This window comes from Streptomyces sp. ME02-8801-2C, from assembly GCF_033793965.1.
Lineage (GTDB): Bacteria > Actinomycetota > Actinomycetes > Streptomycetales > Streptomycetaceae > Streptomyces.
Genome location: NZ_JARAXP010000002.1, coordinates 816,018 through 833,533 on the forward strand (window position 1 = coordinate 816,018; position 17,516 = coordinate 833,533).

12 protein-coding genes are annotated in these 17,516 nt (G+C 70.1%); 10 read left to right on the forward strand and 2 right to left on the reverse strand.

The features are described from left to right. Positions 1-25: 25 nt before the first annotated feature. The 6 genes from PV396_RS08010 (at position 26) to PV396_RS08035 (ending at position 9,379) form a co-directional block, all read left to right on the forward strand. Entirely contained in the window at positions 26-1,282 is a 1,257-nt protein-coding gene (locus PV396_RS08010) for a hypothetical protein (protein WP_319201834.1), read from the forward strand. Further along, on the forward strand, positions 1,279-5,643 hold the full coding sequence (locus tag PV396_RS08015; RefSeq protein ID WP_319201836.1) for a DUF6603 domain-containing protein: 4,365 nt from the start codon (positions 1,279-1,281) through the stop codon (positions 5,641-5,643). Before PV396_RS08010 ends, PV396_RS08015 begins: the two co-directional genes overlap by 4 nt. Then, a complete protein-coding gene (locus PV396_RS08020) occupies positions 5,636-7,408 on the forward strand; it encodes a hypothetical protein (RefSeq protein WP_319201838.1) in 1,773 nt (590 codons plus the stop codon). The genes PV396_RS08015 and PV396_RS08020 overlap by 8 nt, the downstream gene beginning before the upstream one ends. Positions 7,409-7,864: 456 nt before the next feature. After that, a complete protein-coding gene (panD, locus tag PV396_RS08025) occupies positions 7,865-8,284 on the forward strand; it encodes an aspartate 1-decarboxylase (RefSeq protein ID WP_319202312.1) in 420 nt (139 codons plus the stop codon). 74 nt (positions 8,285-8,358) lie between these two features. Continuing rightward, a complete protein-coding gene (locus PV396_RS08030; protein WP_319201840.1) occupies positions 8,359-8,703 on the forward strand; it encodes a GNAT family N-acetyltransferase in 345 nt (114 codons plus the stop codon). A 28-nt stretch (positions 8,704-8,731) separates the two neighbouring features. Continuing rightward, positions 8,732-9,379, forward strand: coding sequence for an aspartate/glutamate racemase family protein (locus PV396_RS08035; protein ID WP_319201842.1), 648 nt, complete (start codon positions 8,732-8,734; stop codon positions 9,377-9,379). 475 nt (positions 9,380-9,854) lie between these two features. Here PV396_RS08035 and gndA read toward each other — a convergent pair whose 3' ends face one another. Next, a complete protein-coding gene (gene gndA, locus PV396_RS08040; RefSeq protein ID WP_319201844.1) occupies positions 9,855-11,294 on the reverse strand; it encodes an NADP-dependent phosphogluconate dehydrogenase in 1,440 nt (479 codons plus the stop codon). 328 nt (positions 11,295-11,622) lie between these two features. Between gndA and PV396_RS08045 the strand changes: the two genes are divergently transcribed. Beyond that, positions 11,623-12,819, forward strand: a complete 1,197-nt coding sequence (locus tag PV396_RS08045) for a transglycosylase family protein (RefSeq protein WP_319201846.1) — start codon at positions 11,623-11,625, stop codon at positions 12,817-12,819. On the opposite strand, the gene PV396_RS08050 is transcribed toward PV396_RS08045, so the two are convergent. Continuing rightward, positions 12,809-13,945: a DMT family transporter gene (locus tag PV396_RS08050; protein ID WP_319201848.1), complete on the reverse strand. Its 1,137-nt coding sequence runs from the start codon at positions 13,943-13,945 to the stop codon at positions 12,809-12,811. The two genes, PV396_RS08045 and PV396_RS08050, sit on opposite strands and share 11 nt — an antisense overlap. A 227-nt stretch (positions 13,946-14,172) precedes the next feature. On the opposite strand from PV396_RS08050, the gene PV396_RS08055 reads away from it, so the two are divergent. The 3 genes from PV396_RS08055 to glgC are packed head-to-tail and all read left to right on the forward strand — an operon-like array spanning position 14,173 to position 17,388. Next, a complete protein-coding gene (locus PV396_RS08055; RefSeq protein WP_319201850.1) occupies positions 14,173-14,907 on the forward strand; it encodes a (2Fe-2S)-binding protein in 735 nt (244 codons plus the stop codon). A 37-nt stretch (positions 14,908-14,944) separates the two neighbouring features. Continuing rightward, on the forward strand, positions 14,945-16,114 hold the full coding sequence (glgA, locus tag PV396_RS08060; protein WP_319201852.1) for a glycogen synthase: 1,170 nt from the start codon (positions 14,945-14,947) through the stop codon (positions 16,112-16,114). Positions 16,115-16,167: 53 nt separating this feature from the next. Continuing rightward, positions 16,168-17,388, forward strand: coding sequence for a glucose-1-phosphate adenylyltransferase (gene glgC, locus PV396_RS08065; RefSeq protein ID WP_319201854.1), 1,221 nt, complete (start codon positions 16,168-16,170; stop codon positions 17,386-17,388). The last annotated feature ends 128 nt before the right edge of the window (positions 17,389-17,516 follow it).

Below are 17,516 nucleotides of genomic sequence, written 5' to 3' on the forward strand. Positions count from 1 at the left end.
CCGAAGAGCCGGGATGAGGTGACCGATGTCCACACCGATGCCCACCGATAAAAAACGGAAACGCCCCGATGACGATCCCGATCCCGCCCCGCCCGTGAGGCGCAGCACGAGGAAGTCGGCGGAGCAAGCACGGAAAGAGCGGAAAGAGAAGGAGGAGCAAGATGCCGAGGCGAAGCGCCTGGAATTTCTGGAGAATCTACGGTCCGAGATAAGCAAGCGCAAACCGGACCCGAAGGGCAACAGAGGCGACGGTAATCTGTATGTCTCCTTCGTCGAAGTCGGTCAAGGTGACTTCGCCGTGATGTGCACACCGGGCGGAAAGGTCATCCTCTTCGATGGCGGCTCACTGGGAACGGACCACGAGTCCATCGAGGGAAACAAACTCCCCAACAGCGACGCCGATCTCATCAAGCGGATGCGCGATGTCCTGGCCGACACGAAGTATCTCGGCCAGAAGAACGTGATCGACATCCTGATCCTCACCCACCCGGACGGCGACCACTACAACAAGCTCAGAGAAGTACTGGGCAACGATTACACTATCGACAAGTGTTACCACAGCGACGATTTCAGTAGTTACACTTCGGCCAAGACAAGCGAATTCCTGCGCCCCCGCATCAGGCTCACTCAAAAGGTCGTCAAGAACGATGACCCGGGCGAGGTGGAGGACGGGGAGGTCACCCTCCAAGGAAAACCTGTCCAGAAAAAGGACACCAAGGACAACATCACCATCGACCGGCAGGACGACTGCGGCGGCATCCTGATCCTGGACGAAGGGACCGACTGCCAGATATCGATCATCGCCGCCGGCGTCGAGCATAAATACATGGCAGACAGCAGTGACGACGCAAACCGGGGAAGCATCGTCACACTCGTCCAGGCCCATGGCAAGAAATTGCTGATGATGGGTGACGCGACCAAGAACACCGAGCAGTTCCTGCTGAACACGGCCAAGAAGCGGATCACGGGGCTGGACATCTTGCAAATGGGTCACCACGGCAGCGTCACGACCTCGTCCCTCCAGGGTTTCGTCAACGCGGTGAACCCGGTCGAGGCCATCGCGAGTGCCCCACGGAACATCAAGAAGCACCGTCACCCGAGCAAAGAGGTGATCTTGCGTTACGTGGAGAAGCTCAAGGAGCGCCCCGACATCACCAAACACGTCACGTACGCCTGGCCGCCCAAAGGAGACGAAAATGTCCACGCCTACGAGGGCACCAAGAACGTGTTCTCCACCGGGTCCCGGGGCACCATCACCCGTGAATTCAAGGCGAGCCGATGACTCCTGACGAGATCCGGACCGTGGTGCGGCAGACCGGCACCAGGATCGATGTGGCGATCGGCGCGCTGACCGGCGTGGGCGGCCTCTTCGCCTCGTTCTTCCCCGACGGACGCTTCGTCATCGACCCGGTGACGGCCCGGACGGAGACCGCCGACGGGGTCAGGGTGACAGGCACCGGTGCGTCAGGCCCGTTCACCGGTATGGCTCTGGACGTCACCTTCAGCGCCGCACCCGGCTCCGTGCACGTCGTGGTGCGGGCCGCCGGCGCCGCGGACTGGACGTTCTCGCGGGCGTTCCCGGCCCTTCGCGGCTCGATCTTCGACACCCTGCGGTTCGGGTCGCCGGTGCTGGTCCTGGACTCGACGGCCACCGCCATGACGTTCGGCGGCGTCCTGGTCATCACCACGCCGATGGTGCCGCTGGACCTGCTGATGCCGGGCGTCACCCACACCCTCACCGGGAAGATCACCATGGTGAGCGGCCGGGAGAAGCTGGGCTTCCCGACGACTCCCGTGCCGGACATCCTGCTGTTCGGGCCCGAGAAGCTGACCCTCGACCTGGGCCTGTTCACCCTCACCGAGCTGCGGTACGAGATCACCGCGGACCCCGTCTTCAACTACCACCAGATCGATTGGTCGGCGCGCTGCTCGATCACGGTGACCGCGGCCGTCCCGATCACGGTGGCCGGAACACGGCACGACGTCCTCATCGACACGCGGATCTTCGGGTGGGGCGGCAGCCTGCTGTTCACCGGGGACTTCAGGGCGCTCGGTGACATCAGCCTCGCGGACGCCGCCGGATTCGCCGGTCAGTCCGCCCTGCCGGTCCCGTTCGGCCTCGACGTCACCAGCCCGGTGCGGCTCACCAAGGTCTCGATGCAGGTGACCCCGGCCGCCCTGTCGATCGACTCCATCAGCCTGACTCTGGAGACCCAGGAGGAGTGGACGGTCGTCCCGGGACTGCTGGATCTGCAGGCGATCGACCTGACCTTCCGGATCGACAGCCCCCTGTCCTCCCCGCGTCCGTCCGCCCTCCTCACCGCGCTGTTCGGCATCGGCAAGGACGGCACCCTGGAGATCACCGCCGACACTCTCACCGGCACGCTGGGTGGCGCGCTGCGCGAGGGCGACGGCCCGCTGAGCATGCGCGAGGTCTACACCGGCCTCACCGGCGCCGACCCCAGCTCGTTCCCGGACCTGTCGGTGTACAAGTTCGACCTCGGCCTGACGATACCCACCAAGGAAAGCGCCGCCGTCTACCACGCTTTCGTGGGGCTGGCCGGTGACTGGCATCTGACGGACTCGCTCTCCTTCACCGACGTGTTGGTCTCCGTCAGGCACGACCAGGGCACCACGTTCGAGGCGCTGGCGCTGTTCGGCATCGGCGGAGTCGCGGTCAAGGTCACCGCGGCGTACGATCCCGCGCCCGAAAAACGGCAGTGGCAGTTCACCGGCGAGACTGGCCCCGGCCAGCAGCTCCCGATCGGCAGGCTGTTCCAGGATCTCGCCGACCGGTTCGGCGCGATCGCCCTGCCCGCGCCGATCGCCCAACTCGTCATCGAGAACCTCGGCATGGAGGTGTCCACCGGTACCCCACGCCGCCTCTTCCTCACAGGCGAGGCGCTGTTCCCCCTCGACACCGCCGAGGTGGACGTGACCCTCGCGCTCGACACCGAGAAGCGGAGTCTCACCGGCGCGCTCGTCGCGACGGTACCGACGGCTCACGGGCCCTTCACTCCCCGGTTCGACCTGAGGTTCGCGCAACAGCCGACGGCGACCCTGTTCACCGCCGCCTACAGCCATGCGGCCGGTGACCCCGTTCCAGCGCTGAAGGACCTGGTCGCCGCCCTGCTGCCGTCCGCCGCCGCCTTCGTCCCGGACGGGCTGACCGTGGACCTGAAGGACGCCTTCCTCGCCGTCGACGGGCCGACGTACCTGTTCGGCGCCGACCTGGCGGTCACGGTCGACCTGTCGCACCTGCCGGTCGTCGGCGATCATCTCGGCGCGGGCGAGATGGGCTTCGACCCGCTCCGGCTGGTCGCGGCCTCCGCCGCCCTGGCCGCAGCCGAGGTCACCGCCGTCAACGGAATGCTGCCGGACCAGGTGGCCAAGCTGCCCGACGGAGACCTGCCCGCCGGCTTCCTGGTCAGCGGACTGCTGAAGCTCGGCCCCCTGGAACAGGGCCTGACCCTGCCGGTCGCGGGCGCCCAGCCCGCCGCACCGGACGTGTCGGCCACCGACAACCCGCCGCAGACCACCGACGACGCCCTCTGGTACAAGGTGCAGCGGTCCTTCGGGCCGATCCACATCCAGCGGGTGGGCATGCGGTACGACCACCCGCCCGGCGAGGGCGCCGAACTCGCCGTACTGCTGGACGCCTCGATCTCGGCGGCCGGACTGACCCTCACCCTGACCGGCCTGGAGGCCGGGGTCGCACTGTCCGACCCGACCGCGATGCCGACCTTCGGGCTGGCGGGACTCGACCTCGCCTACGCCTCGGGGCCGGTCGAGATCGGCGGCTCGTTCCTGAAGAACACCGTCGAGTTCGAGGGCGCGACCTATCCGGCGTACGGCGGGGCGGCGACCATCCGCACCGCCGACCTGTCCATTGGCGCCATCGGCTCCTACCTCCAACTCCCGCAGGGCCCCTCCCTGTTCGTGTACGCGTTCCTCGACAAGCCGATCGGCGGACCGGCGTTCTTCTTCGTCCGCGGGCTGGCCGCGGGCTTCGGGTACAACCGCAGGCTGATACCTCCTGCGCTGGACCAGCTCGCCGACTTCCCGCTGATCGCCGACGTGGTCAAGGGCAGTTCGCCCGCCGCCGACGTGGGCGGGCAGCTGGCACGGCTGAACCCCGCGCTGCCGCCGTCGCCCGGTGACCTCTTCCTGGTGTTCGGGATCAGGTTCACCTCGTTCGGGATGGTCGACTCCTTCCTGCTGCTGACGGCCGGCTTCGGGCACGGGTTCGAGATGAACCTGCTGGGGCTGTCCACGCTCGTGCTGCCGGCCCCGGAAGCGGGCGCGGCCGACGTCACACCGATCGCCGAGGTGCAACTGGCGCTGCGCGGCACCTTCGCCCCCGACGCCGGGGTCTTCTCAATCGCCGCCCAACTCACCCCGAACTCCTACGTGCTCTCCCGGGACTGCCGGCTGACCGGCGGCTTCGCGTTCAGCACCTGGTTCGCCGGCCCGAACAGCGGCGACTTCGTCCTGAGCGTCGGCGGCTACCACCCGCACTTCGCCGTGCCCGCGCACTACCCGGCGGTGCCGCGGCTCGGCTTCAACTGGCAGGTCAACTCCCACCTGCAACTCACCGGCAGCGCCTACTACGCGCTGACCCCCTCGGCACTGATGGCCGGCGGCAGCCTCAGCGCGACCTGGCACGACGGCTCGCTACAGGCCTGGTTCGACGCCTCGATGGACTTCCTCATCGCGTGGCAGCCGTATCACTACGAGGCATCCGTACACATCGCGATCGGCGCCTCGTACACGTTCTCGTTCTTCGGCAGCCACACCATCAGCGCCCATGTGGGCGCGGATGTGGAGTTCTGGGGTCCGGACTTCGGCGGTCGCGCGCACATCGACCTGAGCATCATCTCCTTCACCATCTCCTTCGGCGCGTCGGGCTCCGCCGGACCCGCCCCGATCCCGTGGAGCACGTTCCAGGCGACCCTGCTCCCGCCCCACGAGGAGATCACCACCGTCTCGCTGGCCGGCGGAGCGCTGGCCCCAGGCGCTGGCACGGACCTCGGCGTGGTCGACCCGCACGGCCTGGTGCTGGTCACCGACTCGGTCATCCCGAGCACCAGGGCGGTGCGCGGCCCGGACGGGAACGAGAGGGAGCTGTCGACGGGCACCGCCGGTACGACCTTCGGGGTGAGCCCGATGGACGTGGCGTCCGCGACCTCGACGCACCGGATCGAGATCACCAAGGACGGCAAACATGTCGACCGGCTGTTCGACTTCACGCCGGTCGGCAAGCAACTCCCGTCAGCGCTCTGGGGAAGCGAGTTCGGCACCTCGCTCAACCGGCCGCAGCTGGTGGGAGAGCTGCTCACCGGGTATACGGTGCGGCCGTTGCCGCCGAAGGAACCGGCCGTCTCGGCGACCCTCCCGAGCGCCGTACTACAGAGCGCGACCCCGCTGTTCACCGAACCGGACGCGATCCGCTGGGCGGCCGCCGAGCCGGTCCGCCGCACCGCGCAGGACGTCGGCGCGATCACCGCCGCGCTGCGGGACCCCGCTGTCGCCGAGGCCCGCGCGGCCCTGGTCGACGCGGTACTCGGCGACGTTCCGATCGACCTCGCCGGATTCGGCGCCGACCAGTTCCTGGAGGTACCGCAGGTGGTCACTCATGGCTGACACCATCACGTTCGTCGATCACTCCCAGCCGGTCCTGCCGCCCGGGCAGTACGTGATCACCACCACCCAGACGATCACCGAAAGCCCGGAGCCGTTTCCGGCGACCCGTCAGTTCACCGTCAGCGCGGACCGGTTCTCCCTTCCGGCGGCCCGGGTGACGGCGGTCTTCCCACCGGACGGCAGCCTCGGCGACCATCGCAACGTACTGCCGCACGTCATGCTGGACCGGCCGACGCTGCCCTGGGAACGCTCGTCCGGCGTCGACGGCCCCTGGCTGGCGCTGCTGCTGTTCACCCAGTCGCAGCTGCCCGATCCGAAGGTGGTCCGGCTCGCCGACCTCGGCGCCGGGCCGGCGTACTTTCCCGCCACCCCGCTGGAGACACACCAGTCACCCGAGGACCAGGCCACCGTCATCGACGTCCCCAGACAAGTGCTGGAGAAGATCCTGCCGTCGGCGGCGGAACTGCCCTACCTGGCGCACCTCCGGCGGACCGAGGGCGCCCCGGACGTCGCGGTGGTCCTGGGGAACAGGCTGCCGTCGTCGGACGAGCCGAGCACCGTGCACCTGGTGTCGGTGGAAGGGCGTTACCGGGCCGACGGGTTCGACCTGGGCTCCGGTGGGCCCGACTCGCTCGTACGTCTGGTGAGCCTGGCCTCCTGGCGGTTCGCCTGCGTGGCCGAGAACCAGAACTTCGCCGCCCTCGTCCGGGACCTGGCTCAGCACGGCAGCCCACTGCGGCTGGCCGACAGCGGCAACGCCGCCGCGGACGGCCTGCTGCGCCAGGGGCAGGTGCCGGTGCGGCACACCCTGCGGCAGGGCGGGAGCACCGTGTCGTGGTACCGGGGCCCCTTGACCACCGGCCCGGTGGCGGTGTCGCCGCTCCCGGCGACCCGCAGCGCCGACGGGCTGCTGCGCTTCCACCCGGACATCGGCATGTTCGAGGCCGGTTACGCCGCCGCCTGGGAACTGGGCAGACTGCTCGCGTTGCAGAGCACCGACTACGCCACCGCGTTGTACGACTGGAAGCGGCGCCGCAGTCAGAAGCGGCTGCGGGCGGCCCTGGAACCCGCCTCGGGCTATCCGCTTGCCGTCCCGGACATCGATGACACGCTGCCGGAGACGGTACGGACCTGGCTGACGGGCCTGGCCGGTCTGGCGGGGGTCCCGCTGATGTACCTCGTGCCCGACGAGCGGCTGCTGCCGGTGGAGAGCATCCGGTTCGTCAGCCTCGACCAGCAGTGGATGCGCCATCTGCTGGACGGCGCCTTCAGCATCGGCAGACTGACCGCGGCGGACGCCGAACTCGACCGGGAAGGACCGCCGGTGGACCTGGCGGCGGTGGTGACCGGAGCGTTGATCAGATCCGGCGTCGTGTCCGGCTATCCCGGGCTGGTCGTCGAGGCGTTCACCGAGGGGCGTGACAGTCCCCTGGAGGAGGTGGGGACGATCCGTCTCACCCCGGACCTCATGCTCTGCCTCTTCGCCGGCACACTGAACCGGCTGGACGTCCGACAGCGTCCCGAGGCGGTGCACTTCGCGGTGGAACTCCCGGCCGCCGGACAGTTCGGCAAGTCACTGCGCAACCCCGACGGGAAAAGCGGCCCGGTTCTGGCACCGCTGCCCCTGGGACCGGGGGGCCGGCTGCCCATCGGCGATCTCGCCGGCGCCATCGCCGCGACGCTGGGCGTCGACACGCTCGGCTCAGGCGATTTCGCCCGGCAGATGATCGAGACGGCCGAGCGGGTGACCTTCCTGAGCTCCTGACCGATTCGGTCCTGAGCAGCGACATCCGCACACTGGGCGATGTGCCGTATGCGGCCTCGGGCCCGGCGTACATCGAGGGTGCGACCCGGCTCGGCGCACAGCGCACCGGAGGAGCGATGGAGACACTCCGCTCGAGCCGCCGTGGGCCGTGTGGCCCACCACCGAGTCCCTGGCCGGCTCCGGCCGAACTTCCAGAGGCTGCTCGCCGTGATGCGCGCGCACGGCATCCCGCAGGGGACCGGGGGCCCTGGACATCGAGATCGTGCCGGGCAGGGCAAACCCCGCTCCGACGACAGGGGAACCATTGAGTGGACGGAGGCGGACGTGCAGAGAGCCTTCTCCCCGGACTGAGGCGATGTTCCTCACAATCTTCGAGTCCGACACGCGCCCTCGGTAGAGTGAGGACCGCCCTTGACCTGCAAAAGCAGGCAGGGAGCCGACTTCCAGGAGTCCACAGTGCTGCGCACCATGTTCAAGTCCAAGATCCACCGCGCCACCGTCACCCAGGCCGACCTGCACTACGTCGGCTCCGTGACCATCGACGCCGATCTCCTCGACGCCGCCGACCTGTTGCCCGGCGAGCTCGTGCACATCGTCGACATCACCAACGGTGCCCGGCTGGAGACGTACGTCATCGAGGGCCAGCGGGGGTCCGGTGTCGTCGGGATCAACGGGGCTGCGGCCCACCTTGTCCATCCCGGAGATCTGGTGATCATCATCAGTTACGCTCAAGTGACCGACGCCGAGGCGCGGGCGCTGCGGCCGAAGGTGGTCCATGTGGACCAGGGCAACCGCATCGTCGCACTGGGCGCCGACCCGGCCGAGCCGGTACCGGGTTCGGACCAGGAGCGCAGTCCGCAGGCGGTCAGGGTCTGAGCGTCCGGTGAGTCGGCGCGTCCGGCGACCCGATGGACCCGATGGACCCGAGTTTCGATGAGGAGTGTGTGTCGATGAGCGACATCGAGATCCGCGACGACCGACCGGCGGGCCGCCTGGAGGCGGTGGCTGCGGGCGAAGTCGTGGGCCGCATCGAGTACTTCGTGCTGGCCGCGCGCGGACGCGCACTGGTCCCGGTCCACACGATCGTCGAACCGGCGCACGAGGGAAAGGGCATCGCGGGCTCACTGGCCCGTGAGCTCTACGCCATGGCCGCCCGCGAGGGCATCGACGTGGCCCCGCTCTGCCCGTACGTCGTGAAGTGGGCCGAGCGTCACCCCGCCGAGGCCCCGGTCGCGGACCCCGACCTGCTCCGCGCCGCCAAGGAGTGGCTCGCAGCGCACCCCGACCGCTTCTGACGTCCAGAACGAAGGGGCCCTCCGTCCTGTGCTAGCCCTACTGCACACCTCGCCCCTGCACATCCCGGTGTTCGACGCCCTGCGCGACGAGGACCACCCGGGCCTGGAACTCGCCCACCTGGTGCACGAGGACCTGCTGGCCCGGGCCCGCGCCGAGGGTCCCGACGCGGTGTCCGACGACGTCCGGGCCGTACTGGACCAGGCTGTCGCAGCCGGCGCCGCCGCCGTGCTTTGCACCTGCTCCTCCATCGGCGGTGTCGCCGAGGCCGCCGCCGAGGAGGTCGGGGTGCCCGTGCTGCGGGTGGACCGTCCGATGGCCGCGGCGGCCGTGGCCATCGGCCCGAAGGTGGTCGTCGTCGCGACCTCGGAGAGCACGTTCGGGCCCACGGTGGCGTTGGTCGAGGAGGAGGCGCGCCACGCCGGGCTCCCCGTCGACGTACGGCAACGGTTCGTGGAGGGCGCCTGGGCCCTCTTCCAGGAGGGCGACATGGACGGCTACGTCCGATCGGTGGCCGACGCGGTGGATTCCCTCCCCGGCGACAAGACCGACGCGATCATCCTCGCCCAGGCCTCCATGTCCCCCGCGCAGCTGCTGACGACGACCGCCGTGCCGGTGCTGTCCAGCCCCCGGCCGGGGCTGGCGGCGGGCGCGACGGCGACCCGTACGGCCACGTAGGCGAGTGGGGAGCGCGTACGCCGGGTACGCGGGGGAGTAGTCCAGAGCCGACGCATCCCCTGGCTGGAGGACACCGTGACCCAACCGGACCCACACCCCGTACCCCCAAGCCCCACCCCGGGTCCCTTCCCGGACCCAACCCCGGGCCCCGCCCCGACACCCCCATCCCCAGAACCCCCGCTCCCCCCGGACCCCTCCCCATCCCCCATCCCACAACCCCCGGGCCCCGAACCGACCCCCGACCCGGAACCGGGCCCTCCACTGTCCTGACGGGGACCAACCAACGCCACCAGGCCGCCACCCCCTGAGGGGCGCGGGGAACTGCGCGACCAGCCCCCACCGACCAGCAGCAAAAAACCGATACCCCCGACCCGGCCGCCGCGCCCCCGCGAGGGGGGCGAGGCGGCCGGGTCGGGGGCAACCGCTGACCGACCCTCAGCGAATCAACGAATCAACCGCCCAACCCGCGGAGCCCTCAGCCCGCGACCTCCGACCGATCCCCACCCCACAGCGTGTGGAACGCGCCCTCACGATCCGTACGCCGGTAGGTGTGCGCCCCGAAGAAGTCCCGCTGCCCCTGCGTGAGCGCCGCAGGCAACCGCTCCGCGCGCAGCGCGTCGTAGTACGCGAGTGCCGCCGCGAACCCCGGCGTCGGGACGCCCTGGCGGGTCGCGGCGACCAGCACCTCGCGCCAGTCGTCCTGCGCCCCCGCGATCTCCCTCGCGAACGTCTCGTCGGACAGCAGGCTCGGCAGGTCGGCCCGCGCGTCGTACGCGGCGCGGATCCGGTCCAGGAAGGCCGCCCGGATGATGCAGCCGCCGCGCCAGAGCGCGGAGACCGCACCGAGGTCGATGTTCCAGTCGTACTCGGCGCCGCCCGCCGCGATCTCGTGGAAGCCCTGCGTGTACGACACGATCTTCGACGCGTACAGCGCCTGCTCGACGCGGTCGGCGAAGGCCGCCGCCTCCGACTCGCTCAGCGGGGTCGCCTTCGGGCCGGCCAGTCCGCGCGAGGCCTCGCGCAGCGCCGCGTGGCCGGAGAGCGAGCGGGCGAAGACCGCCTCGGCGATACCCGACACCGGGACGCCGAGGTCGAGGGCGATCTGGACCGTCCAGCGGCCGGTGCCCTTCTGCTCGGCCTGGTCCACCACCACGTCCACGAACGGCTTGCCCGTCGCCGCGTCCACGTGCGACAGCACCTCGGCGGTGATCTCGATCAGGTAGGAGTCGAGCCGGCCCGTGTTCCAGGTGCGGAAGATGTCGGCGATCTGCGCGGGGGAGTACCCGGCGACATCGCGCAGCAGCTGGTACGCCTCGCCGATCAGCTGCATGTCGGCGTACTCGATGCCGTTGTGCACCATCTTCACGAAGTGCCCGGCGCCGTCGGGACCCACGTGCGACACACAGGGGGTGCCGTCCGCCGCCTTCGCGGAGATCTTCTCCAGCATCGGACCGAGGGAGTCGTACGACTCGACCGGGCCGCCCGGCATGATGCTCGGGCCGAGCAGCGCGCCCTCCTCGCCGCCCGAGACACCCATGCCGACGAAGTGGATGCCCTGCTCGCGCAGGTCGCGCTCGCGGCGCCGGGTGTCCGCGAAGTGCGCGTTGCCGCCGTCGATGATCATGTCGCCGGGTTCCAGGAGCGGGGCGAACTCCTGGATCACCGCGTCGGTCGGCTCACCGGCCTTCACCATGACGACCAGACGCCGCGGCCGCTCCAGCGCCGCCACGAACTCCTTGGCGGTGTCGGCCGCGATGAAGTCGCCCTCGGTCCCGAACTCCTCGACCAGAGCGTGCGTACGCGCCGCCGTCCGGTTGTGCAGCGCGACCGTGTAGCCGTTGCGCGCGAAGTTGCGGGCGAGGTTGCGGCCCATCACCGCGAGTCCCGTGACGCCGATCTGGGCTGAGTTGCTCATGCGGATGACTCCTAGTGGGTCCTGGAAAACGGTGGTGCCGGTGGGTCCTGGAATCGGTGGTGCCGTTACTGCTCGCCAGTATTGCCCTTCGGGCCATCCTGACGTGCCGGTACGTCGACCGCACATCCGGGTCCACCGTTCCTGCGTACGCAGATACGGACCAGGACCCCCACCTGCCTCAGCGTTCACACAACCGGCCCGTATTCCAGGCCACTTCGGTGCGCCCGCAGGTGCTCTTCGGCCGTGCGGAGGCTGATTTGCCGTCTTGTCATGGCCTGTTCCCAGCACATACTTTTGCGACTTCTGGCAAAGGTGAGGGGGCTTTTCCATGGCCGTACGCGGCAAGCACCGCCGGTACCAGCCGAACAGAATCAACCGGGCCTCTCTCACGGTCACCGCGGGCAGCGCGGGTATCGCGCTCCCGTTCGTCGGCGCCGGAGTGGCGGACGCGGCGGACGCGGCGACCTGGAACAAGGTCGCCGCCTGCGAGTCCACGAACAACTGGCACATCAACACCGGCAACGGGTACTACGGCGGGCTCCAGTTCACCCAGTCCACCTGGGAGGCGTACGGCGGCACGGTCTACGCGGGACGCGCGGATCTGGCCACCAGGGACCAGCAGATAGCGGTGGCCGAGAAGGTGCTCGAGGGACAGGGCCCCGGCGCCTGGCCCGCCTGCTCGGTCCGCGCCGGTCTCACCCGGGGCGGCGACACCCCCGACATCAGACCGTCGGGCGGCGCCGGGCACAAGCCCCAGCGGACCGTACGCGATGTGCAGCCGCAGACCACGCCCCAGTCCCGGGCGGGCACCGCCGAGATGTACACCGTCGTGCACGGCGACACCCTCTCCGGCATCGCCGACGAGCGGGACGTCCGGGGCGGCTGGCGGCGGCTGTACGCCGCCAACCGCACGACGGTCGGCGCCGACCCCGACCTGATCGTCCCCGGCCAGCGACTCAGCCTCCGTACGAAGGCCGCACCGCACGCGCCCGCCCACACGGAGCCCGCGCGCAAGTCGAAGACCGAGTCCAAGCCGAAGGCCAAGACCAAGCCCAGGCCGGAGAGGGCCCCTTCGCGCCCGGTCGAGAAGGCCGCCGCGCCCAAGGCCCCCAGGACCGACGCCACGCTCACCGCGCCCGTCAGCGCCGGGACCGGGACGCCGTACCACAAGTCGGGTTCCTCCTGGTCGAAGGGCTACCACACGGGCGTCGACTTCCCGGTGCCCACCGGGACCTCCGTGAAGGCGATCGGGGCGGGCGAGGTCGTCGAGGCCGGGTGGGGCGGGTCGTTCGGCTACCAGGTGGTGATCCGGCACGCCGACGGGCGCTACTCGCAGTACGCGCATCTGTCCGCGATCTCCGTGCGGGCCGGCGGGTCGGTGTCCGCCGGACAGCGCATCGGGCGCTCCGGCTCCACCGGCAACAGCACGGGCCCGCATCTGCACTTCGAGGTGCGGACGGGGCCCGGCTTCGGCAGTGACATCGACCCGGTGGCCTATCTCAGGGCCGGCGGCGTCAGGATTTGACCCGCATACGGTGCCGTTCCCGGGCGGGTACCGGGATCGGCACGTAGGGGATGCCGTAGAAGGCCCCGTAGGGGATGGGGGCTTCCACGAGTGTGTCCTGCGGGGGCGTCAGCGCCGCCGCCGGGGCGGGGACAGGCTTGGTGGGGACCGACTGGGTGGGCCCCGCGCTCACCGCTGCCTTCTCCTCGCGCCCGGCCTCGGCCTGTTCCGGTACCGCGAGTGCCGGAACAGCGGAAACAGGTGAAGCAGGTGCAGCAGGGGAAGGAAAGGCGGACGGGGGTGCGTCGGTGTGCGGGGCGTGCTGCAGCCGCTCCGTGGTGAGCAGGATCAGGCCGCCGGCCGCGACCACGCCGCAGCTCAGCGCCAGGATGGTGCCCGTGGTGCCGTACCGGAACGTTTCCCCGAACATCGTGATGCCGACCGCCGCCGCCACCACGGGGTTGACGACCGTCAGTGTCGCCAGCGGAGCCGCGAGGCCGCCGCCCCGGTAGGCCGCCTGCGAGAGCAGCAGACCGGAAGCACCCATGACGGCGATCAGCGCCAGCGTGGGCAGGTCCGCGGCCGAGAGACCCCCGGACCAGTCCACGGCGACCACCTTCGTGAACACCGACGACATACCGAAGGCGATACCGGACGCGACCGCGAGCAGCGTGCTGCGCACCGCCGGATGCCGGTGCGCGGCGCGGCCCGCCACCATCAGCGTCACCACCGCGGCGCCGCTCACCACGGCCAGCAGTACGCGCTGGGTGGTGCCGAGCGACTGCGCCTCGGACGTACCCACCAGGGACAGCAGACCCGCGAGACCGATCGTCGCCATGATCGCGCCACGCCAGGCGGTCGCCCCGGCCTTGCGGCGCACGAACAGGGCCGCCATCGGCAGCGCGAACACAATGGTCAGGGCGCCCATCGGCTGGACGACACTCAGCGGCCCGTACGCGAGTGCCACGACGTGCAGCACTCCGCCGAAGCCGTTCAGCGCCACGGCGGCCCACCACACCGGCCTCCGCATCGGCGCGTAGGACGTGCCGTGTTCGGAGTCCGCGACCCGCTCCTGCACGATCGCCCCGCCGGCGTAGGCGACGGCGGAGACGAGCGACAGCAGGATGGACAACGCGAGGGCGCTCATGAGCAACTCCTCTGCGTGCGGCGCGGGCCAGTGACCCGGCGCGGCGAACGGTCGGCTTCCATAGTCACTACGATCCCCCCTCGCGCGCGTCGGCGCGTCGTACCAGAGCACTCAATGGGTCCTACTACCGATGGAGTACGCCGGTCCGCACGTCCTCCCCAGGGTGGGTGACGCGAGGATGACGCTGCTGCTCTCGGCCACCGCCCGACCTGGTACTACTGCCTGTCGTGGACCTCGACCCCCATCTCACGGCGCTGCGAGAGCTCGGCGGCTTCTTCGTACTACACACGGCCGGAGACTCTCTCGACCCCACGCCGACGCTCGCGCAGGCGTACGCCCGTCGCGAAGAGGACATCTACCCGGATTCCATAACTTTCCGTGTCCGAACCGTAGCGGACCATCTCCGCACGTCCGAGCTGCGGGTTTCCGCGTCGATCGCCCAACAGGCGCTCGCGGCCAGGCTGTGGTCCATCGCGCTCGGCTGCGCCGTCCTGTACGACCGCGTCCCCGACCTCGACCCCCGACTGCTCCACTGGGACGCCGCGTCGAGTGCCCCCGACGACCTGTGGCTCGCGGACGTACGGCCCCGGGCGGCCGACGCGGCGACGGTCGCGGATCTCGTCGTGCGAGGGCACCTGGAGCCTCTCAACGCCGCCCTGCACGCCCGGTACGGCGTCGCCGAGGGCCTGCTGTGGGGCAACGCGGGCTCTGCCCTGGCCGGCGCGGCCCGTGAACTCGATCGCCTCTCGCGCGGCGCGGGCACCGACGCCGGTGCGCGCGCCCACGCCCTCGCCGCCGAACTGTTCACCCACCCGCGCCTCGCCCCGACGGGCACCCTCATCGGCACCGCCTTCCGGCGGCGCAGTTGCTGCCTCTACTACCGGGTGCCCGGCGGCGGTGTGTGCGGCGACTGCTGCTTCACCAGCACCCCATGGTCTTCCCCGGACGCCACATCTGGGTGACCATGTGGGAACCAACCGCCGAGACAGGGAGTTTTGGGTGCGAGTGGGCCTGCTGACCCGGGAGTACCCGCCGGATGTGTACGGCGGCGCGGGCGTTCATGTCGAGTTCCTGGCCCGGGAGTTGGGCGCCCTCACCGACCTGGAGGTGCACTGCTGGGGCGAGGGCCGCGGCGTCGGCGTCATCCGCCACCGGCCCTGGTCGGCGCTCGACGGGAGCAACGACGCCCTGCGCACCTTCTCCACGGACCTGTCCATCGCCGCCGCCCTCGAAGGCCGCGAACTCGTCCACTCCCACACCTGGTACGCCAATCTCGCCGGCCACTTCGCCAAGCTCCTGTACGGCGTCCCGCACGTCATGACCGCGCACTCGCTCGAGCCCCTGCGCCCCTGGAAGGCCGAGCAACTCGGCGGTGGATACGCCCTGTCGAGCTGGGCCGAGCGCACCGCGATCGAGGCCGCCGACGCCGTGGTCGCCGTGTCCGGGGCCATGCGCGAGGACATCCTCGCCTGCTACCCGGCCCTCGACCCGGACACCGTCCACGTCGTGCACAACGGCATCGACACCACCCTCTACCAGCCCGACCACGGCACGGACGCCCTCACCCGGATCGGCGTCGACCCGGCCCGGCCCTACGTCCTGTTCGTCGGCCGCATCACCCGCCAGAAGGGCGTGCCCCATCTGCTGCGCGCGGTACGGGACATCGACCCGGCTGCCCAGGTCGTGCTGTGCGCGGGCGCTCCCGACACCCCGGAGATCGACCGGGAGTTCCGCGAACTCTTCCAGGAGCTGAGCGCCGTACGCGAGGGCGTCTTCTGGATCCCGCAGATGCTGCCGCGCCCGGACGTCATCCAACTCCTCACCCACGCCGCCGTGTTCGTCTGCCCTTCGGTGTACGAGCCGCTGGGCATCGTCAACCTGGAGGCGATGGCCTGCGGGACTCCCGTCGTGGCCTCGCGGGTCGGGGGCATCCCCGAGGTGGTCGAGGACGGGAAGACCGGGGTCCTGGTGTCCCTCGACGACGACCCCGGAGTCTTCGAGGCGGACCTCGCACGGGCCCTCGACTCCGTCCTCGGTGATCCGGAGGCCGCGCGCCGCATGGGGGACGCCGGACGGGAGCGCGCGGTGGGCGAGTTCGGCTGGGACGCGGTGGCCCGGCGGACGGTACGGCTCTATGAAGAGATCCTCAAACATGGTCAACAGGCTTAGCCCGACCGGCGTACGGGAAGGCATCGTGCACAACCACGGTGAGGGGAGCGGCGATGCGTCGTGGTGGGCCGTCTGTGCTCGGGATCGTGCTGGCGGGCGGAGAGGGCAAACGCCTGATGCCGCTGACCGCTGACCGGGCCAAACCAGCGGTGACCTTTGGCGGAACGTATCGCCTGGTCGACTTCGTCCTGTCCAATCTCGTCAATGCCGACATCATGCGCATCTGCGTGCTCACGCAGTACAAGTCGCACTCGCTGGACCGGCACATCACCACCACATGGCGGATGTCCAGTCTGCTCGGCAACTACGTCACCCCGGTCCCCGCCCAGCAGCGCCTCGGCCCGCGCTGGTACCTGGGCAGTGCCGACGCCATCCTGCAGTCCCTCAACCTGGTCCACGACGAACAGCCCGACTACGTCGCGGTGTTCGGCGCCGACCACGTGTACCGCATGGACCCGCGCCAGATGCTCAGCCAGCACATCGAGAGCGGCGCCGGGGTCACCGTCGCGGGCATACGGGTGCCGCGCGCCGAGTCGTCGTCCTTCGGCGTGATCAGTCCCGGCACGGACGGCCAGACCGTGGAGGGCTTCCTGGAGAAGCCCGCCGACCCGCCCGGCCTGCCCGACGACCCGGCGTCCGTGTTCGCCTCGATGGGCAACTACATCTTCACGACCAAGGCACTGATAGAAGCCCTCCAGCGGGACGCCGAGGACGGTGACTCCGTCCACGACATGGGCGGTTCGATACTGCCCGCGCTCACGGACCGGGGCGAGGCCCAGCTGTACGACTTCAGCGAGAACCACGTCCCCGGGGAGACCACCCGCGACCAGGGCTACTGGCGGGACGTCGGCACGCTCGACGCGTACTACGACGCCCATATGGACCTGATCGCCGAGCGTCCCGCCTTCAACCTCTACAACCGCAGCTGGCCCGTCTACACACACTCCGGCCAGTTGTCGCCCGCCCGCTTCAACGCCGGCGGCATCGCCAGCGAGTCGATCATCAGCGCGGGCTGTCTGATCCGGGGCCAGGTCACGCGCTCGGTCCTCTCGCCCGGGGTGCGCGTCGATCCGGGTGCCGTGGTGCAGGGGTCGATCCTGCACGACAACGTGCGCATCGGGCGGGGCGCGATCGTGCGCGGAGCCGTCCTGGACAAGAACGTCGAGGTCCCCCCGGGCGCGACGATCGGCGTCAACCCGGAGCGGGACGCCGACCTGTACACCGTGTCCAAGGGCGGGGTGATCGGCCTGGGGAAGGGCCAGCACGTGTCGTAGGCACAGGTGTCTCCACGCCGACGGCCCCGGTGAGTCCGTACTCGCCGGGGCCGTCGGCGTGTCCGGGGCCGCCGTGTGAGCCGAACGGGCTGTTGCCGTACGGCCGCGAGGTGACCGTACGGGCCGTC

What these genes read in the sequence shown, in the direction of transcription:
- PV396_RS08010 (WP_319201834.1), top strand. Translation starts at nt 26, where the DNA reads ATGTCCACACCGATGCCCACCGATAAAAAACGGAAACGCCCCGATGAC.
- PV396_RS08015 (WP_319201836.1), top strand. Translation starts at nt 1,279, where the DNA reads ATGACTCCTGACGAGATCCGGACCGTGGTGCGGCAGACCGGCACCAGG.
- PV396_RS08020 (WP_319201838.1), top strand. Translation starts at nt 5,636, where the DNA reads ATGGCTGACACCATCACGTTCGTCGATCACTCCCAGCCGGTCCTGCCG.
- PV396_RS08030 (WP_319201840.1), top strand. Translation starts at nt 8,359, where the DNA reads ATGAGCGACATCGAGATCCGCGACGACCGACCGGCGGGCCGCCTGGAG.
- gndA (WP_319201844.1), bottom strand. Translation starts at nt 11,294, where the DNA reads ATGAGCAACTCAGCCCAGATCGGCGTCACGGGACTCGCGGTGATGGGC.
- PV396_RS08045 (WP_319201846.1), top strand. Translation starts at nt 11,623, where the DNA reads ATGGCCGTACGCGGCAAGCACCGCCGGTACCAGCCGAACAGAATCAAC.
- PV396_RS08050 (WP_319201848.1), bottom strand. Translation starts at nt 13,945, where the DNA reads ATGAGCGCCCTCGCGTTGTCCATCCTGCTGTCGCTCGTCTCCGCCGTC.
- glgC (WP_319201854.1), top strand. Translation starts at nt 16,168, where the DNA reads ATGCGTCGTGGTGGGCCGTCTGTGCTCGGGATCGTGCTGGCGGGCGGA.